The 26172-nt window shown below is 44.2% G+C and carries 36 protein-coding genes, 2 tRNA genes and 2 rRNA genes; 1 reads left to right on the plus strand and 39 read right to left on the minus strand.

Annotation, left to right across the window (positions count from 1 at the left end):
• The 5 genes from HMPREF9448_RS11930 to eno all read right to left on the minus strand — a co-directional run.
• Nucleotides 1-1195, minus strand: a 23S ribosomal RNA gene (locus HMPREF9448_RS11930); the annotation flags it as partial.
• 101 nt (nucleotides 1196-1296) lie between these two features.
• Nucleotides 1297-1370: transfer RNA gene (locus HMPREF9448_RS11935), tRNA-Ala, on the minus strand.
• A 23-nt stretch (nucleotides 1371-1393) separates the two neighbouring features.
• Nucleotides 1394-1470 (minus strand) — tRNA-Ile (locus HMPREF9448_RS11940).
• A 117-nt stretch (nucleotides 1471-1587) separates the two neighbouring features.
• Nucleotides 1588-3119, minus strand: a 16S ribosomal RNA gene (locus HMPREF9448_RS11945).
• A 336-nt stretch (nucleotides 3120-3455) separates the two neighbouring features.
• Nucleotides 3456-4736, minus strand: a complete 1281-nt coding sequence (gene eno, locus HMPREF9448_RS11950) for a phosphopyruvate hydratase (protein WP_008862829.1) — start codon at nucleotides 4734-4736, stop codon at nucleotides 3456-3458.
• Nucleotides 4737-5046: 310 nt separating this feature from the next.
• Between eno and HMPREF9448_RS11955 the strand changes: the two genes are divergently transcribed.
• Nucleotides 5047-6942, plus strand: a complete 1896-nt coding sequence (locus HMPREF9448_RS11955; RefSeq protein WP_008862830.1) for a choice-of-anchor J domain-containing protein — start codon at nucleotides 5047-5049, stop codon at nucleotides 6940-6942.
• A 343-nt stretch (nucleotides 6943-7285) separates the two neighbouring features.
• Here the strand turns inward: HMPREF9448_RS11955 and rplQ are convergent, their stop codons facing one another.
• The 34 genes from rplQ to rfbC all read right to left on the minus strand — a co-directional run bounded on the left by rplQ (nucleotide 7286) and on the right by rfbC (nucleotide 26061).
• Nucleotides 7286-7801: a 50S ribosomal protein L17 gene (gene rplQ / locus HMPREF9448_RS11960; RefSeq protein ID WP_008862831.1), complete on the minus strand. Its 516-nt coding sequence runs from the start codon at nucleotides 7799-7801 to the stop codon at nucleotides 7286-7288.
• A gap of 4 nt (nucleotides 7802-7805) precedes the next feature.
• On the minus strand, nucleotides 7806-8798 hold the full coding sequence (locus HMPREF9448_RS11965) for a DNA-directed RNA polymerase subunit alpha (RefSeq protein WP_008862832.1): 993 nt from the start codon (nucleotides 8796-8798) through the stop codon (nucleotides 7806-7808).
• A gap of 11 nt (nucleotides 8799-8809) precedes the next feature.
• Nucleotides 8810-9415: a 30S ribosomal protein S4 gene (gene rpsD / locus HMPREF9448_RS11970; RefSeq protein ID WP_008862833.1), complete on the minus strand. Its 606-nt coding sequence runs from the start codon at nucleotides 9413-9415 to the stop codon at nucleotides 8810-8812.
• 120 nt (nucleotides 9416-9535) lie between these two features.
• On the minus strand, nucleotides 9536-9925 hold the full coding sequence (gene rpsK, locus HMPREF9448_RS11975) for a 30S ribosomal protein S11 (protein ID WP_008862834.1): 390 nt from the start codon (nucleotides 9923-9925) through the stop codon (nucleotides 9536-9538).
• Between the two features lie 9 nt (nucleotides 9926-9934).
• A complete protein-coding gene (rpsM, locus tag HMPREF9448_RS11980) occupies nucleotides 9935-10315 on the minus strand; it encodes a 30S ribosomal protein S13 (protein WP_008862835.1) in 381 nt (126 codons plus the stop codon).
• 38 nt (nucleotides 10316-10353) lie between these two features.
• Nucleotides 10354-10470, minus strand: coding sequence for a type B 50S ribosomal protein L36 (gene ykgO, locus HMPREF9448_RS14480; RefSeq protein WP_008862836.1), 117 nt, complete (start codon nucleotides 10468-10470; stop codon nucleotides 10354-10356).
• A gap of 11 nt (nucleotides 10471-10481) precedes the next feature.
• On the minus strand, nucleotides 10482-10700 hold the full coding sequence (infA, locus tag HMPREF9448_RS11985) for a translation initiation factor IF-1 (RefSeq protein WP_008862837.1): 219 nt from the start codon (nucleotides 10698-10700) through the stop codon (nucleotides 10482-10484).
• Between the two features lie 7 nt (nucleotides 10701-10707).
• The gene (gene map, locus HMPREF9448_RS11990) at nucleotides 10708-11490 is read right to left on the minus strand and encodes a type I methionyl aminopeptidase (RefSeq protein ID WP_008862838.1); all 783 of its coding nucleotides are present in this window, start codon (nucleotides 11488-11490) and stop codon (nucleotides 10708-10710) included.
• Nucleotides 11491-11505: 15 nt separating this feature from the next.
• The gene (gene secY, locus HMPREF9448_RS11995) at nucleotides 11506-12828 is read right to left on the minus strand and encodes a preprotein translocase subunit SecY (protein ID WP_008862839.1); all 1323 of its coding nucleotides are present in this window, start codon (nucleotides 12826-12828) and stop codon (nucleotides 11506-11508) included.
• Between the two features lie 4 nt (nucleotides 12829-12832).
• Nucleotides 12833-13279 (minus strand): 50S ribosomal protein L15, encoded by a 447-nt coding sequence (rplO, locus tag HMPREF9448_RS12000; RefSeq protein ID WP_008862840.1) that lies wholly within the window; start codon nucleotides 13277-13279, stop codon nucleotides 12833-12835.
• A gap of 29 nt (nucleotides 13280-13308) precedes the next feature.
• Nucleotides 13309-13485 (minus strand): 50S ribosomal protein L30, encoded by a 177-nt coding sequence (gene rpmD / locus HMPREF9448_RS12005; RefSeq protein WP_008862841.1) that lies wholly within the window; start codon nucleotides 13483-13485, stop codon nucleotides 13309-13311.
• Nucleotides 13486-13500: 15 nt separating this feature from the next.
• Nucleotides 13501-14019 (minus strand): 30S ribosomal protein S5, encoded by a 519-nt coding sequence (rpsE, locus tag HMPREF9448_RS12010; protein ID WP_008862842.1) that lies wholly within the window; start codon nucleotides 14017-14019, stop codon nucleotides 13501-13503.
• 5 nt (nucleotides 14020-14024) lie between these two features.
• On the minus strand, nucleotides 14025-14366 hold the full coding sequence (gene rplR / locus HMPREF9448_RS12015; protein ID WP_008862843.1) for a 50S ribosomal protein L18: 342 nt from the start codon (nucleotides 14364-14366) through the stop codon (nucleotides 14025-14027).
• 19 nt (nucleotides 14367-14385) lie between these two features.
• Complete coding sequence (gene rplF, locus HMPREF9448_RS12020; protein ID WP_008862844.1) at nucleotides 14386-14940, minus strand: 50S ribosomal protein L6; 555 nt, start codon at nucleotides 14938-14940, stop codon at nucleotides 14386-14388.
• Nucleotides 14941-14959: 19 nt separating this feature from the next.
• Nucleotides 14960-15355: a 30S ribosomal protein S8 gene (gene rpsH / locus HMPREF9448_RS12025; RefSeq protein ID WP_008862845.1), complete on the minus strand. Its 396-nt coding sequence runs from the start codon at nucleotides 15353-15355 to the stop codon at nucleotides 14960-14962.
• Nucleotides 15356-15413: 58 nt separating this feature from the next.
• Nucleotides 15414-15683 carry a 30S ribosomal protein S14 gene (rpsN, locus tag HMPREF9448_RS12030; RefSeq protein WP_008862846.1) on the minus strand — a complete coding sequence of 90 codons (270 nt, stop codon included), beginning with the start codon at nucleotides 15681-15683 and terminating at the stop codon, nucleotides 15414-15416.
• A 3-nt stretch (nucleotides 15684-15686) separates the two neighbouring features.
• The gene (gene rplE, locus HMPREF9448_RS12035) at nucleotides 15687-16244 is read right to left on the minus strand and encodes a 50S ribosomal protein L5 (RefSeq protein WP_008862847.1); all 558 of its coding nucleotides are present in this window, start codon (nucleotides 16242-16244) and stop codon (nucleotides 15687-15689) included.
• On the minus strand, nucleotides 16244-16564 hold the full coding sequence (gene rplX / locus HMPREF9448_RS12040; protein ID WP_008862848.1) for a 50S ribosomal protein L24: 321 nt from the start codon (nucleotides 16562-16564) through the stop codon (nucleotides 16244-16246). The genes rplE and rplX overlap by 1 nt, the downstream gene beginning before the upstream one ends.
• A gap of 21 nt (nucleotides 16565-16585) precedes the next feature.
• Entirely contained in the window at nucleotides 16586-16951 is a 366-nt protein-coding gene (gene rplN, locus HMPREF9448_RS12045; protein ID WP_008862849.1) for a 50S ribosomal protein L14, read from the minus strand.
• A gap of 2 nt (nucleotides 16952-16953) precedes the next feature.
• Nucleotides 16954-17211, minus strand: a complete 258-nt coding sequence (rpsQ, locus tag HMPREF9448_RS12050; protein ID WP_008862850.1) for a 30S ribosomal protein S17 — start codon at nucleotides 17209-17211, stop codon at nucleotides 16954-16956.
• Nucleotides 17212-17228: 17 nt separating this feature from the next.
• Nucleotides 17229-17426, minus strand: coding sequence for a 50S ribosomal protein L29 (gene rpmC, locus HMPREF9448_RS12055; protein WP_008862851.1), 198 nt, complete (start codon nucleotides 17424-17426; stop codon nucleotides 17229-17231).
• A 3-nt stretch (nucleotides 17427-17429) separates the two neighbouring features.
• Complete coding sequence (rplP, locus tag HMPREF9448_RS12060) at nucleotides 17430-17861, minus strand: 50S ribosomal protein L16 (RefSeq protein ID WP_008862852.1); 432 nt, start codon at nucleotides 17859-17861, stop codon at nucleotides 17430-17432.
• A 13-nt stretch (nucleotides 17862-17874) separates the two neighbouring features.
• Nucleotides 17875-18600, minus strand: coding sequence for a 30S ribosomal protein S3 (rpsC, locus tag HMPREF9448_RS12065; RefSeq protein ID WP_008862853.1), 726 nt, complete (start codon nucleotides 18598-18600; stop codon nucleotides 17875-17877).
• 7 nt (nucleotides 18601-18607) lie between these two features.
• A complete protein-coding gene (gene rplV / locus HMPREF9448_RS12070) occupies nucleotides 18608-19018 on the minus strand; it encodes a 50S ribosomal protein L22 (protein ID WP_008862854.1) in 411 nt (136 codons plus the stop codon).
• Between the two features lie 44 nt (nucleotides 19019-19062).
• The gene (rpsS, locus tag HMPREF9448_RS12075) at nucleotides 19063-19332 is read right to left on the minus strand and encodes a 30S ribosomal protein S19 (protein WP_008862855.1); all 270 of its coding nucleotides are present in this window, start codon (nucleotides 19330-19332) and stop codon (nucleotides 19063-19065) included.
• A gap of 20 nt (nucleotides 19333-19352) precedes the next feature.
• Complete coding sequence (gene rplB, locus HMPREF9448_RS12080) at nucleotides 19353-20177, minus strand: 50S ribosomal protein L2 (RefSeq protein WP_008862856.1); 825 nt, start codon at nucleotides 20175-20177, stop codon at nucleotides 19353-19355.
• Nucleotides 20178-20184: 7 nt separating this feature from the next.
• On the minus strand, nucleotides 20185-20475 hold the full coding sequence (rplW, locus tag HMPREF9448_RS12085; protein ID WP_008862857.1) for a 50S ribosomal protein L23: 291 nt from the start codon (nucleotides 20473-20475) through the stop codon (nucleotides 20185-20187).
• A 17-nt stretch (nucleotides 20476-20492) separates the two neighbouring features.
• The gene (gene rplD, locus HMPREF9448_RS12090; RefSeq protein WP_008862858.1) at nucleotides 20493-21113 is read right to left on the minus strand and encodes a 50S ribosomal protein L4; all 621 of its coding nucleotides are present in this window, start codon (nucleotides 21111-21113) and stop codon (nucleotides 20493-20495) included.
• Entirely contained in the window at nucleotides 21113-21727 is a 615-nt protein-coding gene (gene rplC, locus HMPREF9448_RS12095) for a 50S ribosomal protein L3 (RefSeq protein ID WP_008862859.1), read from the minus strand. The genes rplD and rplC overlap by 1 nt, the downstream gene beginning before the upstream one ends.
• A gap of 18 nt (nucleotides 21728-21745) precedes the next feature.
• Nucleotides 21746-22051: a 30S ribosomal protein S10 gene (gene rpsJ, locus HMPREF9448_RS12100; RefSeq protein ID WP_008862860.1), complete on the minus strand. Its 306-nt coding sequence runs from the start codon at nucleotides 22049-22051 to the stop codon at nucleotides 21746-21748.
• 19 nt (nucleotides 22052-22070) lie between these two features.
• Entirely contained in the window at nucleotides 22071-24191 is a 2121-nt protein-coding gene (gene fusA / locus HMPREF9448_RS12105) for an elongation factor G (RefSeq protein ID WP_008862861.1), read from the minus strand.
• Between the two features lie 25 nt (nucleotides 24192-24216).
• A complete protein-coding gene (gene rpsG, locus HMPREF9448_RS12110) occupies nucleotides 24217-24693 on the minus strand; it encodes a 30S ribosomal protein S7 (RefSeq protein WP_008862862.1) in 477 nt (158 codons plus the stop codon).
• Nucleotides 24694-24860: 167 nt separating this feature from the next.
• Entirely contained in the window at nucleotides 24861-25265 is a 405-nt protein-coding gene (gene rpsL, locus HMPREF9448_RS12115) for a 30S ribosomal protein S12 (RefSeq protein WP_008862863.1), read from the minus strand.
• A 247-nt stretch (nucleotides 25266-25512) separates the two neighbouring features.
• Nucleotides 25513-26061 carry a dTDP-4-dehydrorhamnose 3,5-epimerase gene (gene rfbC, locus HMPREF9448_RS12120; protein ID WP_040296275.1) on the minus strand — a complete coding sequence of 183 codons (549 nt, stop codon included), beginning with the start codon at nucleotides 26059-26061 and terminating at the stop codon, nucleotides 25513-25515.
• Nucleotides 26062-26172 lie beyond the last annotated feature (111 nt).

Consider the following 26172-nt stretch of genomic DNA (forward strand, 5'->3'; position numbering starts at 1 on the left):
CGACATCCACAGCTTCGGTAAAGGGCTTATGCCCGATTATTATCCATGCAAAACTCCTCGACTAGTGAGCTGTTACGCACTCTTTAAATGAATGGCTGCTTCCAAGCCAACATCCTAGCTGTCTTTGCAGTTTTACTTCGTTTGTTCAACTTAGCCCTTATTTCGGGACCTTAGCCGGTGGTCTGAGTTGTTCCTCTTTCGGACATGGACCTTAGCACCCATGCCCTCACTCCCGAAGACCAAGTGATAGTATTCGGAGTTTGTCAAGACTTGATAGGCGGTGAAGCCCTCGCATCTTATCAGTCGCTCTACCTCTATCACTCTGCTTCGAGGCTGCACCTAAATGCATTTCGGGGAGTACGAGCTATCTCCAAGTTTGATTGGCCTTTCACTCCTACCCTCAGTTCATCCGTAAGCTTTTCAACGCTTATCGGTGCGGTCCTCCAGTTGGTGTTACCCAACCTTCAACCTGACCAAGGGTAGATCACTTGGTTTCGCGTCTACTCCCGCTGACTGTACGCCTTGTTCGGACTTGCTTTCGCTTCGGCTGCGCGACTGAATCGCTTAACCTTGCCAGCGAGAGTAACTCGTAGGTTCATTATGCAAAAGGCACGCCGTCACACTTTAACATGCTCCGACCGCTTGTAGGCGCATGGTTTCAGGGTCTGTTTCACTCCTCTGTTCGAGGTTCTTTTCACCTTTCCTTCACAGTACTGGTTCGCTATCGGTCTCTCGGGAGTATTTAGCCTTACGGGATGGGCCCCGCTGATTCGCCCCGGATTTCTCGTGTCCTGGGTTACTCAGGTGTCCACTGGGCTTCTGTCGGTTTTCGCGTACCGGGCTGTCACCGTCTCTGGCTACGATTTCCATCGTATTCCGCTAACTTATTTCTTGCCGTGTCGTGGATCCTTCTACCCCACTCGTGCCGTAACACGAGTGGTTTGGGCTGTTCCGCGTTCGCTCGCCACTACTGGCGGAATCATTGTTATTTTCTTTTCCTGCGGGTACTTAGATGTTTCAGTTCCCCGCGTTGGCTTACCGCTTGGCGGTATGGCCATTGCTGGCCGGGTTGCCCCATTCGGATATTTACGGGTCTACGGCTATTTGCGCCTTACCGTAACTTTTCGCAGCTTATCACGTCCTTCTTCGCCTCCGAGAGCCTAGGCATCCTCCATGCGCCCTTGTTTACTTTCTTCCGCGTCTTCCGTCTCTGCTTAGAGACGGCGACGTTAGGGGTTGATATGGGTTTGCTTTGCTCGTTTACTCTTCTTTTTCCATCATGTCAAGGATCTTTCGTGGAGAATAACGGATTCGAACCGTTGACCCCCTGCTTGCAAAGCAGGTGCTCTAGCCAGCTGAGCTAATCCCCCCTTTTACCACCTGACCTCCGGCCTGGTAGTCCCAGGCAGATTTGAACTGCCGACCTCTACATTATCAGTGTAGCGCTCTAACCTACTGAGCTATAGGACTATTCTTCAAATCGTGCCTGCGGCGGGTTGTTTTCCTTCTTTTTATATTGAACGAAGCGTGTAGTACCAAGAGAGAGCTTGGTCTTTTCCAGTCTTATTGCAGGTTTTGCTTCTCCAGAAAGGAGGTGTTCCAGCCGCACCTTCCGGTACGGCTACCTTGTTACGACTTAGCCCCAGTTACCGGTATTACCTTCGTACGCTCCTTGCGGTTGCATGCTTCAGGTACTCCCGGCTTCCATGGCTTGACGGGCGGTGTGTACAAGGCCCGGGAACGTATTCACCGCGCCATGGCTGATGCGCGATTACTAGCGAATCCAGCTTCATGGAGTCGGGTTGCAGACTCCAATCCGAACTGAGACAGGTTTTCGGGATTCGCGCGTCATTGCTGACTGGCTGCCTTCTGTACCTGCCATTGTAACACGTGTGTCGCCCCGGACGTAAGGGCCGTGCTGATTTGACGTCATCCCCACCTTCCTCGCGGCTTGCGCCGGCAGTCTCGACAGAGTCCTCGGCTTCACCCGTTAGTAACTGTCGATAGGGGTTGCGCTCGTTATGGCACTTAAGCCGACACCTCACGGCACGAGCTGACGACAACCATGCAGCACCTCGCAGGTGACTATTACTAGCTGCCGGCTTTCACCGACATTCCCCCTGCGTTTGAGCCCGGGTAAGGTTCCTCGCGTATCATCGAATTAAACCACATGTTCCTCCGCTTGTGCGGGCCCCCGTCAATTCCTTTGAGTTTCACCGTTGCCGGCGTACTCCCCAGGTGGAATACTTAACGCTTTCGCTGTACCGCTTACATTGTATCGCAAACAGTTAGTATTCATCGTTTACTGCGTGGACTACCAGGGTATCTAATCCTGTTCGATACCCACGCTTTCGTGCCTCAGCGTCTGTTTCACCCTAGCAGGCTGCCTTCGCAATCGGGGTTCTGCGTGATATCTATGCATTTCACCGCTACACCACGCATTCCGCCTGCCTCTTGTGCACTCTAGCTCGCCAGTTTCAACGGCACACTCCGGGTTGAGCCCGGAAATTTCACCGCTGACTTGGCGTGCCGCCTACGCACCCTTTAAACCCAATAAATCCGGATAACGCTCGCATCCTCCGTATTACCGCGGCTGCTGGCACGGAGTTAGCCGATGCTTTTTCTTCGGATACTTGCAATACGCTACACGTAGCGTACTTTACTCTCCGACAAAAGAGGTTTACAACCCGTAGGGCCGTCTTCCCTCACGCGACTTGGCTGGTTCAGTCTGCCGACCATTGACCAATATTCCTCACTGCTGCCTCCCGTAGGAGTTTGGACCGTGTCTCAGTTCCAATGTGGGGGACCTTCCTCTCAGAACCCCTATCCATCGTCGCTTTGGTGGGCCGTTACCCCGCCAACTGGCTAATGGAGCGCATGCTCGTCTGTAACCAAAATTGCTCTCTTTAATGAACTCTCCATGCGGAGCGCCCATATTATGGGGTATTAGTCCGGATTTCTCCGGGTTATCCCCCTGTTACAGGTGGATTGCATACGTGTTACTCACCCGTGCGCCGGTCGCCGGCAAAGGTATTGCTACCTCCCCGCTGCCCCTCGACTTGCATGTGTTAGGCCTGTCGCTAGCGTTCATCCTGAGCCAGGATCAAACTCTTCGTTGTATCTTCTTCTTTTTCTTTATTATACCTTCGAAGCGTTACCTGACTGAATTGACTTCTTTCTCTCTTCTTTTACTGTACTACACTTGCTTCTTCAATTCCTTCAATGAACTTGACAAAAAAGTTCCCCGGAGCGTGCCCCGTTTCCTCTTTTGCGGTTGCAAAGTTAATGCATTTTCCTACTCCGCTCCAAATATTTTTCCACTTTTTTATGCTGTATAACATAACTTTCTTGCAACAAACTGTACTTCACGATTTTATAATTAAACATTTTTTCCAAAAAAAATCCCATTACTCATATCGGTAGTGGGATTTTCCTTTCTTTTTCCTAACTTTTGACTAGTTTACCTGCTTATATCCATATTGAGCAATATCTCCTAATTGTTCCTCGATCCGTAAAAGTTGGTTGTATTTGGCCATACGATCGGACCGGCTCAGTGAGCCTGTTTTTATTTGCCCTGCATTAGTGGCTACCGCAATATCGGCAATAGTGGCATCTTCGGTTTCCCCAGAACGATGCGATATAACAGCCGTATATCCATTATGCTGTGCTAATTGGACAGCCCTCAACGTCTCGGTCAACGTACCTATCTGATTCAGCTTTACCAAAATGGAATTAGCACAATGTTGGCGTATACCTTTTGTAAGATATTCTACATTGGTGACAAAAAGATCGTCCCCCACAAGCTGACATTTATCTCCAATCAAATCGGTCAATAACCGCCAACCGTCCCAATCTTCTTCACTCATGCCATCTTCAATCGAATCTATCGGATAACGCAAAATGAGGTCTTGCAAATATTCGGCTTGCTGCTGTGTCGTCCGCTTCACACCGTTAGCTCCTTCAAACTTAGTATAGTCGTACACTCCATCGATATAAAATTCCGACGAGGCACAATCCAAAGCAATTCTCACATCTCTGCCGGGCATATATCCGGCTTTGCTAATGGCTTCGAGAATCGTCTCTATCGCTGCCTCCGTTCCCGGCAATGCAGGTGCGAAACCGCCTTCATCACCGACAGCGGTACTCAATCCCTTAGCGTGTAAAACGCTTTTCAGCGCATGAAAAACTTCGGCTCCCATGCGAAGCGCCTCTTTGAACGAAGCGGCCCCGACAGGACGAATCATAAATTCTTGAAATGCAATAGGCGCATCGGAATGCGAACCACCATTGATGATATTCATCATGGGAACAGGCATCACATAAGTATCGACACCTCCTACATATCGATATAAAGGCATTCCCAATTGTGCTGCCGCAGCTTTGGCAACCGCCAAAGAGACACCCAATATAGCATTCGCCCCCAATTTCGATTTCGTAGCAGTACCGTCGAGGGCTATCAAAGCCGAATCTATGCTACTTTGTTCAAATGGATTAGCTCCTTTCAAAGCTTTGGCAATGACGTCATTAACATGACGGACTGCTTTTTCCACACCTTTTCCTCCATATCGGTTCTTATCACCATCTCTCAATTCAAGAGCTTCATGCACTCCTGTCGAAGCGCCAGAAGGAACCGCAGCTCGCCCCATAATACCAGAATCGAGTATCACATCTACCTCTACCGTGGGATTTCCCCGAGAGTCGAGAATTTCACGAGCTTTGATCGTTTCTATTTTCATATTGGTCTTTATTTAGTTTATAACTGTATTATAATAGTAAACACAAAAACAATCGCTTTTGTTTTCTTGGCAAGATACGATTTTTATCCATCTTATCAAACAAATAAGTCTAATATCGATTTTATTCCAATTGAAAAGAAATACTCCAAACTGTATTATTCTAGACAGATTTTATACATTTTTAACTTCAACATATTCATACATTTTTCTTTTGTCTATAAATTTGTTTTAAAGGTTTGAGAGAGACAGGGAAAATATATACATGAGTTAATCTATCATAGTACCAACCATTAATTAAATTTTCACAATTATGAGAATTCATTACATTAAAAGGGCGGCTTTATCTCTATGCGCCGCTATGTCATTAGGACTAAGTGCGACATCACAAGTCAGTCAATCTGTCACAACCGCACAAAATGCCCAAGCGGAACCTTTAACGCCACCCTATTCCGAAACATTTGCCGATGAAAGCTTTTTAGAAAGCTATACAATCATCGACAGCAATCAAGACGGAACAAAATGGGAGCCTTATTTTGGGAAGGTACAAATCTCCTACAACTCCGAATTAGATATGGACGATTGGTTGATTACTCCGGCACTGAACCTCGAAGGCGGTAAAATGTACAGCTTCTCCATAGAGATAATGACCGGAGGCTCTTTCAATGAAACATTTGAAGTCATGTTCGGTAAGGATAAAACACCCGAAGCTCTGGTCAACCCCATTATAGAAAAAACTTCGATAGCACATACGGTTTACAAGGCTTATACCGGGACAATCTCTCCGGCAGAAAGTGGCACGTTCTACGTTGGAATTCACGGTTGCAGCCAAAAAGACATGCTGAGCCTAAGTATTAAGAATTTGAAGATTGGCGCTGCTGCCGGAGCCTCTACTCCTTCCGCCCCATCGAATCTCGTGGTTAACACTCGTACCAACGGCGAGCTGAAAGCCGATATATCCCTTACGGCTCCTACTCTTGATCTGAACGGACAAGACCTAACAGAACTCGAAAGCGTGAAACTCATGCGAGACGGCAATCTGATAAAAACATTCTCTACCCCTGAACCCGGTTCGGAACTGACATTCGTGGACGAAGTTCCCGAGTGCTCCCGTTACACTTATTCTGCCATTGCTGTAAATGCTTCGGGAGAAAGCCCTGCCGTCGAAACAAAAGCATTCGTAGGCACACTAGAACCTTCGGATCCTACCGGAATCACGCTCGTAGAAACATCTACTCCCGGAGAAGTAACTATCACCTGGACTCCCGTTACCACCGACATACGAGGAAATAATCTCGATCCCGAATTTGTAACTTACCGAATTTACAGCGAAGGCTCCCAGTCGAATCTTTTGTTCTCAAACATCAGCGGGACTTCCAAAACATTCAAAGCACTCGATGACACCTCCGTTCAAACCTTTGTCCAATATTCGGTAGTCGCCGAGACCAAAGGAGGAATCTCAAACTACGTCTATTCTCCCCTCTTACCCATCGGACCGGCTTATTCCACCCCCTATCACGAATCATTCGCAGAAGGGAAAGCATCCCACATCTTCGGTATTTACCCCGAAGACTATGCTTTATGGAGTACTTATACAACCGAAGACTCGGAGATTGAATCGCAAGATGGAGACAACGGATTTCTGGGTTCGGAGGGCTCTTACTCAGAAGATACCGGAACTTTCGACACCGGAAAAATAGACCTTAGCGGGCTCACCACTCCTACCTTGACGTTCTATATATACAATATCATAGGAGAAGACGAAGCAAACAATAACGAGCTAAGCGTATCGGTTGTACACAACGGAAACTCTACCCTTTTGGAAACATTCAAAATGTACGAGCTGTCCGACAAAGACGGGTGGGTAAAAGTCGAGGTTTCTCTGAACGACTATAAAGACCAAATTATACAACTGAGACTCTTTTCGCATCACGCTCTCTTGCCCTATATACTCATCGACAATATCCGTATCGACAATCTAAATGGAAGCGGAATCGAAACAACCGTCGATAGTTCTACTAAAATATACGGAGGTACAGGAAAAATTATCGTAACAGGAGCAAATGGACAAACGCTCTCTATTTTCACACCTGACGGACGACTTATCTCTACACAAAAAGTCACAGAGACAGATTGTCATTTAACGACGATTCCCGGCATTTATATCGTAAAAGTCGGCCAATTCGCAACCAAAGTTGTCGTGAAATAACAAGCCTGTAACAAGACTTATATCCATTTTGGTGAATACAAAATGGAATCATAAAAAAAGGAACTGAATTGTATTTTCAGTTCCTTTTTTTACCCATCTACAAAACGCTAATTCATTCAGAAACATTTGCGACCCTATGAACAACGGCATTATCATCAGCCAATATGGTATAAATACATAGCAATCTCTACGGTACAATAATACACAGAAAAAATGTTTCTCTACCATAACAAAGAACCGGTAGAAGAAACGATACTCTCTGATGCCCTCTATCCTCTCTCCTAAAAAAGAAAAGGCTCCGTTATCGGGAGCCTTTTCTTTTCCATATATGAAGCAATAAAGTTTATTCTGCTGCTTTCTCTTCGGTAGGAGTTGCAGGTGCTTCGGATACAGGAGCCTCATTCGCAGGAGCCTCGGCAGTCACAGCAGCAGGAGCGGCACTCTTTTTGGAACGACGCGTACGAGTTGCTTTCTTAGCGACTTTTTCTTTAAGCATGTTTTCATTGTAATCAACAAGCTCAATGAAGCAAGTTTTAGCGTTATCGCCCAAGCGATTACCTGTCTTCAAAATACGGGTATACCCTCCGGGGCGATCGGCTATCTTCACCGAAATTTCTTTGAACAATTCTGTAACAGCCTCTTTGCTCTGCAAATAGCGGAAAACTACACGACGAGAAGCGGTAGTATCTTCTTTTGCGCGATTGATCAGAGGCTCAACGTACACTCTCAACGCTTTGGCTTTGGCCAACGTGGTAAAGATTCTTTTGTGAAGAATCAAAGAAGTAGCCATATTGGACAACATAGCGTCGCGGTGAGCTTTGGTACGACCCAAGTGGTTGAATTTTTTATTATGTCTCATCGTTTTACTCTTTATCTAATTTATACTTCGAGATATCCATTCCGAACGAAAGATTCAAGTTCGCCAAAAGTTCATCGAGCTCTGTCAACGACTTCTTACCGAAGTTACGGAATTTCAATAAATCGGTCTTATTGAATACTACCAATTCGCCAAGAGTTTCGACATCGGCCGATTTTAAGCAGTTGAGCGCACGTACTGACAAATCCATATCGACCAGTTTGGTTTTAAGCAACTGACGCATGTGCAATACTTCTTCATCAAATTCTTCATTACCATCGGCATCATTGGTCTCGAGCGTAATTTTCTCGTCAGAGAACAACATAAAGTGATAAATAAGAATTTTAGCGGCTTCCTTCAACGCTTCTTTGGGGTGAATGGAACCATCGGTTGTAATCTCTAAAATCAGTTTTTCGTAGTCCGTTTTCTGTTCTACACGGAAGTTTTCAACAGCATATTTCACATTCCGAATCGGTGTGTAAATAGAGTCGATGGGAATTACATTTACATCATCGGCCGGATTGCGGTTCTCGTCAGCGGGGACATAACCACGGCCTTTGTTGATAGTGATATCTATTTGAAAACTTGCGCTTGAATCCAAATGGCAAATAACCAAGTCGGGGTTCAAAACTTCAAAACCGGTAAGAGACTTACCGATATCTCCTGCCTTGAACACTTCCGTACCCGAAACAGTAATGGTTACTTTTTCATTCTCGATTTCTTCAACGACCTGTTTGAACCGCACCTTTTTAAGGTTCAGAATCACATTCGTCACGTCCTCGATTACACCGGGAATCGTAGAAAACTCATGTTTTACCCCGTCGATGCGAATCGACGTAATCGCAAAGCCTTCGAGCGAGGAGAGGAGAATACGGCGCAAAGCGTTACCTACGGTAACACCGTAACCGGGCTCCAACGGACGGAATTCGAATTTACCGAAAAAATTGTCCGCTTCCAGCATTAATACTTTATCGGGTTTTTGAAATGCTAATATCGCCATGGAATCAATTATTATTTAGAATACAACTCAACGATCAACTGTTCTTTGATATTTTCAGGGATATCGGCTCTCTCGGGCAAATGCAACAATTTACCGCTTTTCAAGCTTTCGTCCCATTCTAACCAAGGATATTTGCTGTGATTAAATCCAGCAAGTGCATCGGCTATTACCTCCAAAGATTTGGCTTTCTCGCGAACGCCTACTACTTGTCCCGGTTTTACCGAATACGACGGGATATTCACCACTTTGCCATCGACTACGATATGACGATGTAAAACGAGCTGACGGGCAGCTGCACGTGTGGGTGCTATACCCAAGCGAAATACGACATTGTCGAGACGAGCTTCGAGCAATTGAAGGAGCACTTCACCTTTCACACCCTTAGTACGCGAAGCTTTCTCAAACAGATTTCTAAATTGTCTTTCCAATACACCATACGTGTATTTAGCTTTTTGTTTCTCACGAAGCTGAACACCATACTCAGAAGTTTTTCTTCTTTTATTGATGCCATGTTGTCCCGGGGGATAGTTCTTTTTTGTAAGAACTTTATCGGGGCCAAAAATAGCTTCGCCGAATTTACGAGCGATTTTTGTTCTAGGTCCGGTATATCTTGCCATTTCTAAAAATTTTAATAATTATAATATTGCGAACCGAGAAAAGTGCAGCCGCGATTGCAGAGAGGATTAATATGCAATCTATTCACTGTTCGGGATTCTCTGTTTACAAATAAAGAAAAATTAAACTCTTCTTCTTTTAGGAGGACGACAACCATTGTGCGGCAGCGGCGTAACATCGATAATCTCGGTTACTTCGATACCAGCGCCATGTATAGTTCTCACAGCCGATTCACGACCGTTTCCGGGACCTTTTACATAGGCCTTTACTTTCCTCAAACCTAAATCAAAAGCCACCTTTGCACAATCTTGTGCGGCCATTTGAGCGGCATAAGGAGTATTTTTCTTAGAGCCTCTAAAGCCCATTTTACCTGCCGAAGACCAAGAGATCACTTGTCCTTCGCTATTGGCAAGCGTTACAATGATGTTGTTGAACGAAGAATGGATATGGGCTTGGCCAACGGCATCAACCTTAACAACCCTCTTCTTTGCTGCGACTGTTTTCTTTGCCATACTTACTTATTATTTAGTAGCTTTTTTCTTATTTGCAACGGTTTTCTTTCTACCTTTACGCGTACGGGCGTTATTCTTGGTACTTTGGCCTCTCACAGGCAAACCGATACGATGACGGATACCACGATAACAACCGATATCCATAAGACGTTTAATATTCAATTGTATTTCGGTACGAAGGTCACCTTCCACCTTATACTCGGTACTAATGATTTCACGTACCTTTGCCGACTGATCGTCGGTCCAATCCTTAACTTTGATGTCTCTGTCAATGCCGGCTTTACTCAAAATAGAATTCGCCGCACTACGACCGATACCATAGATATAGGTCAAGGCGATTTCTCCTCTTTTATTTTGCGGCAGGTCTACACCAACAATTCTTATTGCCATATATTAGAATCTTTTAATTTGCAAAATTAATAATAAAATTATCCTTGACGTTGTTTATACTTAGGATTTTTCTTGTTAATTACGTACAAGCGGCCGTGTCTTCTCACGATTTTGCTATCGGGCGTACGTTTTTTCAATGATGCTCTTACTTTCATATTATTGTTTTTTATTTATATCTAAAAGCAATTCTTCCTTTGGTTAAATCATAAGGAGACATTTCTATCCTTACCTTATCTCCCGGGAGTATCTTTATAAAGTGCATACGCATCTTTCCCGAAATATGGGCGGTTATTTCATGCCCGTTTTCCAACTCCACGCGGAACATAGCATTCGACAATGCTTCCACGATTACACCATCTTGTTCTATTGCAGATTGTTTCGCCATATATTAGTTATATTGATTTTTCTCCTAAAACTTGCTCTACGTATTCAAAAGAAGATAGTATATCGGCTTTCCCTCCCTTGATCGCTATTGTATGCTCGAAGTGGGCCGCCGGTTTACGGTCTCTTGTACGGGTCGTCCAACCGTCTCGTTCGATGACAATATTGCGTGATCCCATATTTATCATAGGCTCAATGGCAATACACATGCCATTTTTCAGCAACGGACCTGTTCCCGGTCGTCCATAATTGGGGACGTTGGGCTCCTCGTGAAGTTTTTTCCCGACGCCATGTCCGCACAACTCTCTCACGACAGAATATCCACGGGCTTCACAATAGGTCTGGACGGCATGGCCGATATCACCTATACGTTTTCCTTCAACAGCATGTTCGATGCCTAAATAGAGCGATTCTTTCGTGGTTTTAAGCAATTGTTTGATCTCCGGGGCTACTTCTCCCACACAAAATGTGTAGGCCGAGTCTCCGTTAAATCCATTCTTTACAGCACCGCAATCGATAGAAACAATATCTCCCTCTCTCAATGCATAGCTGTTGGGAATGCCGTGCACAATCACTTCATTCACTGAGATGCAGAGCGTATTGGGAAAGCCTCCATAACCCAGAAATCCCGGCTGAGCACCATGATCCCGGATAAATTCTTCGGCTATCTTATCGAGTTTCAGCGTAGTAATCCCCGGTGCGATCCACTTGGCCATTTCGCCCAAAGTCATACCCACCAAGAGATTACTCTCTCGCATCAACTCTATCTCTTCATCTGTTTTAAGATAAATCATTACCTGTATCCTTTTTTAATAAGCTCCGCTACGTCCTTTTATTTTACCCGATTTCATCAGGCCGTCGTAATGGCGCATCATTAAATGGCTCTCAATCTGTTGCAAGGTATCCAATACCACACCTACCAAAATGAGGAGAGAGGTTCCACCGAAGAATTGTGAGAACTCGGCGCTGACTCCGCATATTTGAGCAAAAGCGGGCAAAATAGCTACAATAGCCAAAAAGATAGAACCGGGCAACGTGATTCTCGACATAATAGAGTCGAGATAATCGGCTGTTTTCTTTCCGGGTTTGACACCGGGGATAAAGCCGTTGTTTCGTTTCATATCTTCCGCCATTTGTGTAGGCTGAACCGTTATTGCCGTATAGAAGTAGGTAAAGAGGATAATAAGGATTGCGAACACGAAGTTATACCAAAACCCTGTCATCGACATGAAAGAACTCCAAAACGAGCTTGCATTCGAGGCGCTGAATCCCGCGATTGTAATGGGTATAAACATAATCGCCTGAGCAAAAATGATAGGCATTACACCGGCTGTATTTACCTTTAACGGAATATACTGGCGGGCTCCTCCATATTGTTTATTTCCAACAATACGTTTAGCATATTGTACGGGGACTTTCCGTGTACCTTGTACAAGAAGTATCGCTGCGGCGATTACGGCCAACAAGAAAATAATCTCGATAAGGAACATCACAAGACCACCTTGTTTAGAGGCCAAACGGCTCGTAAACTCAGCGGCGAAAGCCAGCGGCAAACGTGCGATAATACCGACAAGGATTATAAACGAAATACCGTTTCCAATACCTTTATCGGTAATACGTTCGCCCAACCACATAATAAACATACTACCAGCGGCAAGCACGATTGTAGAAGAAACTATAAACAACCAACCGGAGGGGAATAAGGCCGAACCCATCTGCACTTTAAGATTCACCAAATAGGCAGGTCCTTGCATGAGCAGAATGATAACGGTCAAATAGCGGGTGTATTGGTTAAGTTTCGTACGACCGCTCTCGCCTTCGCGTTGCAGCTTCTGGAACGAGGGCATCACCATACCCAAGAGTTGGATAACAATCGAGGCGGTGATATAAGGCATAATACCCAATGCAAATATAGAAGCATTGGAGAATGCTCCTCCCGAAAACATATCGAGCAACTGCATCAACCCTTTGCTCGTTTGGCTGCGCAATGCGTCCAAATTAGCAGGATCGATACCGGGAAGCACGACGTATGATCCAACGCGATATACCAGCACCAACAAAATCGTGGTGATGATACGCTTACGCAGATCTTCGATTTTCCAAATGTTTTTTATAGTTTCTATTGCTCTCATTGTATTAGAGTTTGACTACTGTTCCACCTGCGGCAACGATAGCAGCTTCGGCTGTTTTGGAAAATGCGTGGGCACTGACTTCCAATTTAGCCGTAAGAGCTCCTTTACCAAGAATTTTCACTAACTGTTTCGACGAAATAAATCCGGCAGCGACAAGTGTTTCAATACCAATTTTATCGAGCTTTTGGCTATCAGCCAGAGCTTGTAAAGTATCGATATTGATAGCTTTATATTCTACACGGTTTATATTCTTGAAACCGAATTTCGGAACTCGGCGTTGAAGTGGCATCTGACCACCTTCAAAACCGATCTTACGTTTGTAACCCGAACGCGACTTTGCTCCTTTATGACCTCTGGTAGAAGTTCCGCCCAAACCCGAACCCGGTCCACGACCGATTCTCTTTCTTGTTTTGGTTGACCCTTCGGCGGGTTTTAAATTACTCAAGTCCATATTTGTTATTTTTTAATCGATGGATAAAATTACTCAACTACTTTTACAAGGTGTTTAACCTTCTCTACCATACCCAAGATTTGGGGAGTAGCGTTGTGCTCTACAACACTGTTGAGTTTTTTAAGGCCCAGTGCATCAAGAGTCTTTTTCTGTACAGCAGGGCAATTGATGCGGCTTTTAACTTGTTTGATTTTTATTTTTTCCATTGCTTGTCCTCCGTATTAACCTTTAAAGACTTTTTCAACAGAGATACCTCTGTTTTGAGCGACTGTAGCAGCATCTCTCAATTCGCACAATGCAGAGATCGTAGCCTTCACTAAATTGTGAGGATTGGACGAACCTTTCGACTTCGCAAGCACGTCGGTAATACCCACACTTTCAAGAACGGCACGCATAGCACCACCGGCCTTTACTCCAGTACCCGGAGAAGCGGGCTTGATATATACGAGAGCTCCACCGAATTTTGCCAATTGATCGTGAGGGATAGTACCTTTGAGCACCGGAACTTTCACGAGATTTTTCTTAGCGGCTTCCACACCTTTGGCGATAGCCGTGGTTACTTCGCTCGCCTTACCCAAGCCCCAGCCTACGATACCGGCTTCGTTACCTACCACAACAATTGCCGAAAAGCTGAAAGTACGACCACCCTTGGTCACTTTCGTTACACGGTTGATAGCAACCAAACGGTCTTTCAACTCAATGTCATTTGTTGACTTTACTCTATTATTTTTTCCTGTCATGACGATTAAAATTTAAGGCCGCCATTGCGGGCAGCATCAGCTAATTCTTTTACTCTCCCATGATACAGGTAACCGTTGCGGTCAAAAACAACCGAGGTAATACCGGCTTCCTGTGCTTTCTTGGCGATTTCCTGTCCCACTTTTGCAGCCAACTCTTTTTTAGGAGCGGCTTCCATACCCCTCGAAGAGGCTGCGGCAAGCGTTTTCCCGGCAAGGTCATCGACCAATTGCACATATATTTGCTTATTACTTCTAAACACCGTCATACGAGGACGCTCGGCCGTACCGGATATTTTACCACGTATACGGGTTTTGATTTTAATTCTTCTTTCTATCTTCGTTGTCATGATAATACCTGTTTAATGATTATTTGGCGCCTGCCGATTTACCCGATTTTCTGCGGATTACCTCACCAACGAACTTGATACCTTTACCCTTGTAAGGTTCAGGTTTGCGGAACGAACGGATTTTGGCGCATACTTGGCCGATCAGTTGTTTGTCGCACGATTCGAGAATAATCAACGGGTTTTTATTTCTCTCTGATTTTGCTTCTACCTTTATTTCGGCAGGAAGTCTCAAAAAGATGGCGTGAGAATAACCGAGCGAAAGTTCAAGCACTTGACCTTGACTTTGTGCACGGTAACCTACACCGACAAGTTCCAACTCTTTTTTATAACCTTCGGATACGCCGACTACCATATTGTGAATCAACGCACGGTAAAGGCCATGAAGGGCGCGAGTTTGTTTCTCATCGTTAGGCCGGGTCACATGAATTTCCCCGTCTACCATTTCAACTTTAATTTCGGGCGATACGGTCTGTACCAATTCCCCTTTGGGTCCTTTTACTTTTACCTCATTTCCGGAAATAGTAACGGTAACTCCGGCGGGTATTACTATGGGCAATTTTCCTATTCTTGACATAATATATACCTCCTTTTAATTAGTAAATGTAACATAATACTTCTCCACCTATTTTCAGGTCGCTGGCTTCTTTATTAGTCATAACGCCTTTCGAGGTAGAGAGAATCGCAATACCCAAACCGTTCAATACACGCGGCATATCTTTATAACCGGTGTAACGACGCAAACCCGGACTCGATATGCGAATGAGTTTCTGGATTGCGCTCACTTTGTTTACGGGGTCATACTTCAAGGCAATCTTGATCGTGCCTCGGGGACCGTCTTCTACAAACTTATAATTAAGAATGTAGCCTTTTTCAAAAAGGATTTTCGTGATTTCTTTTTTCAATTTCGAGGCCGGCACTTCAACAACTCTGTGATGAGCTTTGATGGCGTTTCTCAATCTTGTCAGATAATCTGCTATTGGATCTGTCATATAAAAATTTGTTTAAATTGATCCGGATTCTCCGGACAATATTTAACACTAAAAATAATTACCAGCTTGCTTTTTTTACGCCCGGGATAAGTCCAGCCGAAGCCATTTCGCGGAACTGTATACGGGATATCCCGAATTGACGGATATATCCTTTGGGACGACCGGTGATTTTACAACGGTTGTGCAAACGTACACGCGAAGCGTTTTTCGGCAACAGTTGAAGTGCCTCATAATTACCTTCTGCTTTAAGCTGTTTTTTCTTTTCGGCATACTTGGCAACTAATTTGGCTCTCTTCACTTCACGAGCTTTCATCGATTCTTTTGCCATATCTTAGTCTTTTTTTGCGTTTTTAAAAGGTAAACCAAATGCTTTGAGAAGAGCATACCCTTCTTCATCTGTTTTGGCAGAGGTTACAAAGGTAATATTCATTCCCATAATTTTGGTAATACTATCGATATTAATTTCAGGGAAAATAATTTGTTCCTGAATTCCGAGGGTATAATTTCCTCGCCCATCGAGTTTGCTTTCGATACCTTTGAAGTCGCGGATACGGGGAAGAGACACACGCACCAGACGTTCGAGGAACTCGTACATGCGTTCGCGACGGAGGGTTACCATCACGCCGATAGGCATTTTTTTACGAAGTTTAAAATTCGAAATATCTTTGCGCGAGAGTGTAGCCACTGCTTTCTGACCGGTGATGGCCGTCAACTCATTGATGGCGGTTTCGATGATTTTCTTGTCGGCCGTAGCTTCTCCAAGACCTTGATTGATCACGATCTTTTTCAAAACAGGCACCTGCATAACCGTGGAATAATTAAACTCCTTCTGCAAGGCGGGCACGATTCTTTCGAGATAATCTTTTTTCAGATTTGCGGTATTGCTCATTACTTAATCTCCTCTCCTGATTTTTTAGAATAACGTACTGAAACGCCTGCTTCATTTTTCTTCCGGCCGATACGAGTGGGTTTACCCGTCTTCGGATCCAGAGGATTCAAATTGGAAATATGAATAGGAGCTTCTTTTTTCACTATACCTCCCTGAGGGTTTTTGGCATTAGGTTTGGTACTCTTGGAGACCATATTGATACCTTCTACGATAGCACGTTGCTCTTTCACCAACACGCTCAGGACACGACCGGTCTTGCCTTTATCTTCACCGGCGTTTACATAGACTGTATCTCCCTTTTTAATATGTAACTTGCTCATTTAATCTTTAACTTTATTCGATTAAAGTACTTCGGGTGCTAACGACACGATTTTCATGTTCACGGCACGCAACTCTCTTGCTACCGGGCCGAAAATACGACTGCCGCGCAATTCACCTGCATTATTCAACAATACGCATGCATTGTCATCGAAGCGAATGTACGACCCGTCTTGACGACGGATTTCTTTTTTCGTGCGCACGATAATAGCTTTCGATACGGCACCTTTTTTCACATCGCTCGAAGGGATAGCGCTCTTTATCGCTACGACGATAACATCGCCTACCGAAGCGTAACGACGTCCCGTTCCTCCCAACACACGAATACAAAGAGCTTCCTTAGCTCCGCTGTTGTCAGCTACTGTAAGTCTTGATTCTTGTTGTATCATAATTACTTAGCTCTTTCGATGATTTCTACTAATCTCCATCTCTTTGTTTTGCTCAAAGGACGAGTTTCCATCAGCCTCACGGTATCACCGATGTTGCATTCGTTCTTCTCGTCATGAGCATGGTATTTCTTCGTCTTATTCACGAATTTACCATAAATCGGGTGTTTTTCTTTCCACTTCACGGTCACCGTGATCGTTTTTTCCATCTTGTTGCTGGAAACCACACCGATTCTCTCTTTTCTTAAATTTCTACTTTCCATCTTAGATATGTGGCTGATTATTTTTTATTAAGTTCCCGCTTGCGCAACTCGGTTTTCATACGCGCAATCATCCTGCGTTCGTGAGTTATTTTAGCAGGACTATCCAACGGCGAAATGCTGTGGGTGATCTCCAACTGGTTGAGAGCAGCTACCGCTGCATCCAATCTTTCTTGTAACTCTTTGGAGCCTAATTCTTTAATTTCTGCTTTTTTCATAACTTACACATTTTGACTGGCGTCGTAGTCACGACGAACAACGAACTTAGTAGTTACAGGAAGCTTTTGTGCACCGAGGCGTAAAGCTTCTTTGGCTATCTCATAAGGCACACCTTCTACTTCGATGATTACACGACCCGGAGTAATAGGGAATACGAATCCTTCGGGATTACCTTTACCTTTACCCATACGTACATCGGCCGGCTTCTTAGTAATAGGTTTATCGGGGAATATACGGATCCAAATCTGACCTTGACGTTGCATGTAACGAGTTACAGCAACACGAGCGGCCTCGATTTGACGACCTGTAATCCATTTAGTATCTAACGACTTGATGCCGAAAGATCCGAAAGCCAGCTGGTTACCTCTTTGGGCATTACCCTTTTGGCGACCTTTTTGCTGTCTTCTGAATTTAGTTTTTTTCGGTTGTAACATAGTTCAATTTCGTTTAGCGGTTAGTTTTGGGTTTTCTGAAGCCCTTTTTCGGAGCGCCATTTCCACCGCGTGCTTCTTTGGCACTGTTGGTGAATGCAGGAGCAAGGTCTTTTTTTCCGTAAACTTCGCCACGGCAAATCCAAACCTTAACACCGATAACTCCCACTTTCGTATGAGCTTCTACCAATGCATAGTCAATATCGGCACGCAATGTATGAAGGGGGGTTCTACCTTCTTTGTACATTTCGGAACGAGCCATTTCAGCTCCGTTCAAACGACCCGATACTTGCACTTTGATACCCTCGGCTCCCATTCGCATAGTCGATGCGATAGCCATTTTGACAGCACGACGGTAAGCTATCTTGCCTTCGATTTGACGAGCGACATTACTAGCTACTATTTCGGCATCAAGCTCGGGGCGTTTTACTTCGTAGATATTGATTTGTACGTCCTTATCGGTAATTTTCTTCAATTCTTCTTTGAGTTTATCTACCTCTTGGCCACCTTTACCGATAATAAGTCCCGGACGAGCGGTACACACGGTAATGGTTATCAATTTCAACGTACGTTCTATAACTATGCGTGAAACGCTGGCTTTTGCAAGACGGGCATTCAAATACTTGCGGATCTTGCTGTCTTCCAACAACCTGTCACCATAGTTTTTACCGCCATACCAATTGGAATCCCAACCTCTGATGATTCCCAAACGGTTACTTATCGGATTTACTTTCTGTCCCATCCAGCAATTAGTTTTTGTTATCGTTTTTATTTATTGTATCAACAAACAATGTTACATGGTTCGAACGTTTACGAATTCTGTAACCTCTTCCTTGCGGAGCCGGACGAAGACGTTTAAGCATCGCTGCACAATCCACATAGATCGTAGAGATGTAAAGTTCTCCGTTTTCGGCTTTGCGTTCGTTCTTTTGCTCCCAATTGGCAATGGCAGAACGCAACAGTTTTTCCAGTCTTTGCGAAGCTTCTTTATTCGAGAACTTCAACACGCCGAGAGCTTTGAATACCTCCATACCTCTTACCATATCTGCGGCCAAACGCATTTTACGGGGAGATGTGGGAACATTATTCAACTTGGCGAAATATTGAGTTTTCAGAGCTTCCTTCCTTCTATTGGCTGATTCTCTTTTTCTTGCACCCATTTTTCAATTCTTTAATTGTATTAAAACTCGCATTCCCTCAGGCCTTATTTTTTCTTGTTACCTGCATGGCCGCGGAATGTGCGTGTAGGAGCGAACTCACCGAGTTTGTGCCCCACCATGTTTTCGGTAACATATACGGGAATAAATTTATTACCATTGTGTACTGCAAAAGTATGACCTACGAAATCGGGAGAAATCATAGATGCACGCGACCATGTTTTGATAACAGACTTCTTGCCTGATGCCTCCATGGCGGCAACTTTTTTATCCAGCTTCACACTGATATATGGGCCTTTTTTTAATGAACGACTCATGTTGTTGTCAATTTATCAGATTACTTTTTCCTTCTTTCAATAATATACTTCGAAGAGTGTTTCTTCGGAGCTCTGGTCTTCAAACCTTTTGCATACAAACCTTTTCTAGATCTGGGGTGTCCTCCTGATGCACGTCCTTCACCACCACCCATGGGGTGATCTACAGGGTTCATCACAACACCACGGTTGCGAGGACGACGGCCCAACCAGCGAGAGCGGCCGGCTTTACCCGAACGTTCGAGTGCGTGGTCCGAATTTCCTACACTACCGATAGTAGCTTTACAGGTTGCGAGGATCTTTCTGGTTTCTCCAGAAGGTAATTTGATAATTGCATAATCGCCTTCTCTCGAAGTCAACTGAGCGAATGTTCCGGCCGAACGAACCAAAAAGGCTCCTTGTCCCGGACGTAACTCGATGTTGTGAATAACAGTACCGATAGGTATGTTTTTCAGCGGCAATGCATTTCCTACTTCGGGAGCCGCATTTTCGCCAGACATCAAGGTTGCTCCAACTTCCAAGCCGTTGGGTGCAATAATGTAACGTTTCTCACCGTCTGCATAAAACAACAACGCGATACGAGCCGAACGGTTAGGATCGTATTCGATTGTCTTTACAGTAGCGGGTACACCGTCTTTATTTCTCTTGAAGTCGATAAGTCTGTATTTTCTCTTGTGACCGCCTCCGATATAGCGCATTGTCAAATGCCCTTCATTGTTACGACCACCCGATTTTCTGACACCTACTACAAGAGATTTTTCTGGCGCGCTAGCAGTGATAGTATCAAATGCACCAATAATTTTGTGTCTTTGCCCCGGTGTTGTGGGCTTTAATTTTCTTACTGCCATTGTTCAATTAGATATTGCTATAAAAATCAATAGTTTCTCCTTCTTTCAATGTAACTAGGGCTTTTTTATAAGCAGCCGTTCTACCGGAAATAAGACCCGTCTTGGTATAACGGCTCTTGTTTTTCCCACGATAATTCATCGTGTTTACCGATACAACAGTAACATTGTACATTTCTTCAACTGCTTTTTTAATTTGCAGTTTATCTGCTTTCGGATCAACGCGGAAACCATAACGATTATATTTTTCGCCCATGGCTGTCATTTTCTCCGTTACGATAGGTTTAATTATTATTCCCATATTCAAGCCTCCTTACATCAAAAGTTATTTATAGCGGCTACCGTACTTTCAGTCAAAACCAAAGCCTTGTTATCCAACACTTTGTATGTATTGAGTTCCGAAACCGTTATAACATTTGCTCCCGTGAGATTACGGGACGACAAATATACGTTTTTATTTTGTTCCGATAAAACCAAAAGTGACTTTTTATCAGCAACTTGCAAATTTTTGAGCAAGTTCACGAACTCTTTGGTCTTAGGAGCATCGAAAGAAAAGTCTTCGACTACTACGATCGCATTGTCCTGAGCCTTGTAAGTCAATGCCGATTTACGAGCAAGCGCTTTTACTTTCTTGTTCAATTTGAAACGATAGTCACGAGGTTTAGGACCGAATACACGGCCACCACCTACCATCACAGGAGAATTGATATCTCCGCTACGAGCACCTCCTGTACCTTTTTGTCTTTTCAACTTACGGGTACTACCAGATACTTCGCTTCTTTCTTTTGATTTGTGAGTACCTTGACGCAAGTTTGCCAAGTATTGTTTCACATCGAGATATACGGCGTGATCATTGGGTTCGATACCAAATACAGCATCGTCCAAAACAACCTTCTTACCTGTGTCCTCACCTTTAATGTTATATACGCTCAGTTCCATTATTTCTCAATTATTACGATTGAACCTTTACTTCCGGGCACAGATCCTTTAATAAGCAAAAGATTGTGTTCGGGTATTACTTTTAACACTTGGAGGTTTTGCACGGTTACGCGGTGATTACCCATCTGGCCGGCCATACGTGTACCCTTGAATACACGGGCTGGATATGAACATGCACCGATAGAACCGGGGGCACGTAAGCGGTTATGCTGACCGTGAGTGGTTTGTCCCACACCACCGAAGCCATGACGCTTAACTACACCTTGGAAACCTTTTCCTTTTGATACGCCGATTACATCTACGTACTCCGCACCTTCAAACAAATCGACAGCAATCGTATCGCCCAATTTGTATTCGGTGTCGAATTTGAACTCGGCCAAGTGTCTCTTGGGCGTTACGCCTGCTTTCTTGAAATGACCGGCTTCGGGCTTGGTAGTGTGTTTATCTTTCTTGTCGATAAATCCTACTTGCACAGCCTCGTACCCGTCTTTTTCAACGGTTTTCAATTGCGTAACTACACAAGGACCAACTTCGATAACAGTGCATGGTACATTTTTACCCTCGGCACTGAAAACGGATGTCATTCCGATTTTTTTTCCTAATAATCCTGGCATTTCTACTTAATTTTTTAATCACACTTTAATTTCTACATCTACTCCGCTCGGCAATTCCAACTTCATCAACGCATCCACAGTCTTTGCAGTAGAACTGTAAATGTCAATAAGACGTTTGAATGAAGACAACTCGAATTGCTCTCTCGATTTTTTATTTACGAAAGTCGAGCGGTTTACCGTGAAAATACGTTTGTGAGTAGGTAGAGGAATCGGCCCGCTCACTACTGCTCCCGTAGCTTTCACCGTCTTCACGATTTTCTCGGCCGATTTATCAACCAAGTTGTGATCGTAAGACTTCAATTTAATTCTGATTTTTTGGCTCATATTGATATTTGATAGTTAATTACAATAAATCTACTCTACCGTTCACCTCTGTCAATACATTCTTTGCAATCGAAGAACTTACTTCGGAATAATGCGAGAACGACATCGTCGAAGTAGCACGACCGGAAGTAATGGTACGCAACGCTGTTACATAACCGAACATCTCGGCAAGAGGTGCTGTGGCTTTCACGATACGAGCGCCCGAACGGCTGGATTCCATACCTTCGATTTGACCACGACGTTTATTCAAGTCCGAAATTACATCACCCATACTTTCTTCGGGAGTTACAACCTCGATCTTCATGATTGGCTCCAACAATACGGGACCGGCCTTTTCACAAGCCTTTTTGAATGCTTGGATAGCACAAAGTTCGAACGAAAGCTGGTCAGAGTCCACAGGGTGGAACGAACCATCGATTACAGTAACTTTTAAACTGTCTACGGGATAACCGGCCAACACACCGTTTTTCATAGCGGTAGTGAAACCTTTCTGAATAGAAGGAATAAATTCCTTAGGAATATTACCACCTTTTACTTCATCGACAAATTCCAATCCGCCTTCTTCACGAGTAGAAGGTTCTACACGTACGATAATATCGGCAAACTTACCACGACCACCGGTTTGTTTTTTAAACACTTCACGCAACTCAACCGGTTTGGTAATAGCCTCTTTGTAAGTAACCTGAGGACGGCCTTGATTACACTCGACTTTGAACTCACGTTTCAAACGATCGATAATAATTTCGAGGTGAAGCTCACCCATACCACTGATAACCGTTTGTCCGGTCTCTTCATTGGTAGCCACGGTAAAGGTCGGGTCTTCTTCGGCCAATTTCTGCAAGCCGATACCCAACTTATCGAGATCTTTCTGTGTCTTAGGTTCAACTGCAATACCGATTACAGGTGTAGGGAAATCCATAGCTTCGAGAACGATAGGAGCATCTTCTGCACACAACGTATCACCCGTGCGAATATCTTTGAAACCTACTCCTGCGCCAATATCGCCACAGTCGATAGATTCTTTCGGATTTTGTTTATTCGAGTGCATTTGGAACAAACGGGAAACACGCTCTTTCTTACCCGAACGGGAATTAAGCACATAAGAGCCCGCTACGACTTCTCCCGAATACACACGGAAGAAGCAGAGACGACCTACATAAGGGTCGGTTGCAATCTTGAAAGCGAGCGCACACATCGGCTGATCGAAAGAAGGATGACGAACGACTTCCTTTTCAGGATCATTCACATCGTGTCCCACTACGGCAGGAGTATCTACCGGACTGGGTAAAAATGCACACACGGCATCGAGCAGAGGCTGTACACCCTTGTTCTTGAAAGAAGAACCGCAAATCATAGGAACAATCTGCATAGCCAACGTTCCTTTACGAATTGCACGCATAATTTCCTCTTCGGTGATAGTCGAAGGATCCGTGAAATACTTCTCCATCAACTCGTCATCACACTCGGCTATTTTTTCAAGCAGTTTGTCCCTCCATTCATCGCACTCGGCCTGCAAACTAGCTGGAATTTCCTCCACACTATAATCAGCACCCATTGCCTCGTCATGCCAATAAATAGCTTTCATTCTCACCAAGTCAACCACGCCTTTGAATGTCTCTTCTGCACCGATAGGCACTTGAATGGGGCAAGGATTCGCACCCAAAACGTCTTTTAACTGACGGACAACTTCAAAGAAATTCGCACCCGAACGGTCCATTTTATTCACGTAACCGATACGAGGAACATTGTATTTATCGGCTTGGCGCCATACAGTCTCGGACTGAGGTTCAACACCGCCGACCGCACAAAACGCAGCCACAGCTCCGTCCAGTACACGCAAAGAGCGCTCTACCTCTACGGTAAAGTCCACGTGCCCCGGAGTATCGATCAAGTTGATTTTAAACTTCTCGTCCTTATAATTCCAGAAAGCGGTAGTAGCGGCAGATGTAATGGTTATACCACGTTCTTGCTCCTGCTCCATCCAGTCCATTGTAGCGGCACCATCGTGTACTTCACCGATTTTGTGCGTCAACCCCGTATAGAACAAAATACGTTCCGAAGTCGTTGTCTTACCGGCATCGATGTGTGCCATAATACCAATGTTTCTGGTATATTTCAAATGAGCGTCAGATTTTGCCATTTTCTTTATTCCTTATTTTATTCAATTAAAATCTAAAATGAGCGAATGCACGGTTAGCTTCTGCCATCTTGTGCATATCTTCTTTACGTTTAAACGCACCACCCTGTTCGTTAAAAGCGTCGACAATTTCGGCAGCCAATTTGTCGGCCATCGTTTTGCCTCCTCTTTTACGAGAATAGATAATAAGATTTTTCATTGAAATAGATTCCTTACGATCGGGGCGGATTTCCGTAGGTACTTGGAAAGTAGCACCACCCACACGGCGAGATTTAACCTCTACTTGAGGTGTAATATTTTCTAGGGCTTTCTTCCATATTTCGAGGGCAGATTTTTCCTCGTTCGGCAACTTAGATTTCGCAATCTCCAATGCACTGTAGAAAATAGTATAGGCAATATTCTTTTTGCCATCATACATCAAGTGGTTTACAAACTTCGAAACCCTCACATCATTGAATACGGGATCTGGTAATACAACCCGTTTCTTTGGTTTTGCTTTTCTCATTTTTTACAATAAATTGTCGTTCTTGTTTTTGGTTGCTGTCCTTTACATCTTCAACGAAGTCCGCCGACCTCATTTACTCAACCCAATCAGCCTATCCAATAAACGAGAACCAGTGTTCGACACTAATTCTTTAACTCTCTTTGCTGGCTTTTATAAAAAGGGGATTCTTATTTTTTACCCTTTGCGGCAGGTGCAGCGCCTGCTTTCGGTCTCTTAGCGCCATACTTGGATCGGCGTTGTGTACGTCCTCCCACTCCTGCGGTATCCAATGTACCACGAACGATGTGATAACGCACACCGGGAAGATCTTTCACACGACCGCCACGAACAAGTACGATAGAGTGCTCTTGCAAATTGTGACCTTCACCCGGTATATAAGAGTTCACCTCTTTCCCGTTGGTTAAGCGCACACGAGCTACTTTACGCATGGCAGAGTTAGGTTTTTTAGGAGTCGTCGTGTAAACTCTCACACACACACCACGTCTTTGGGGACATGAATCCAATGCGGGAGATTTACTCTTGTCTTCCAATACAACCCGTCCTTTTCTTACTAATTGTTGAATTGTAGGCATTTCTTAGAACTTTTTTAAAAAATCTTTTACTTATAACTCTTCTTATTTTTCTCTTTATCCACGACACCAAAACCAGCCATTACTTTCACATAACCAAGCGATTATATAAAAATATCGACCTTCTACGGCATCAAAAGTGGTGCAAAGATAAAGACTAAATCATTAAAAACCAAACATATTGGGATTATTTTTCAGCTTTTTCTCTTTATGCCATAAACATTAAAAAAACGAATATAAAATTTTCGTTTTATTCGAAAACCTCGATTTCCTCAAATCCGAGTCCCTTCTTATCTTTTTCCGAGAGCAACATTTCCTCGGCCTTTATAGGCCATTGCACGGCCACATGAGGATCGTTATAAAACAATGTCACTTCCTCATGAGGAGCATATACATTATCTACCTTGTAACAGAATTGGGCAGTTTCACTCAATACAGCAAAACCGTGAGCAAACCCTCTGGGAACAAAAAGTTGCTTTTTATTTTCATCGGACAGCTCTATCCCTACATACTGCCCGAACGTAGGGGACGTACGACGCAAATCAACAACCACGTCATAGACACGCCCCTGTGTCACTCTCACCAATTTGGACTGTGACCATTCACCCCTTTGGAAATGGAGTCCCCTCACCACGCCATAACTCGACCGCGACTCGTTGTCTTGAATAAAATCGACAACCCCTATATACTTCTCGAAAAGTTCCTTTTTATAACTTTCCATAAAATATCCCCGGCTATCGCCAAACACCTGCGGTTCTATAACAAAAACCCCCTTTAACTTCTGCTCTGTAAATTTCATCGAAATATATTTTGGAAGACAAAGATAGCGCAAGCCGAGAGGAGAAACAAATATAATCTCCTCTAAACGCAAAAGTTTTACAACAAAAGATAAAATTTATCAGAACCGCTA

The organism is Barnesiella intestinihominis YIT 11860, assembly GCF_000296465.1.
Lineage (GTDB): Bacteria > Bacteroidota > Bacteroidia > Bacteroidales > Barnesiellaceae > Barnesiella > Barnesiella intestinihominis.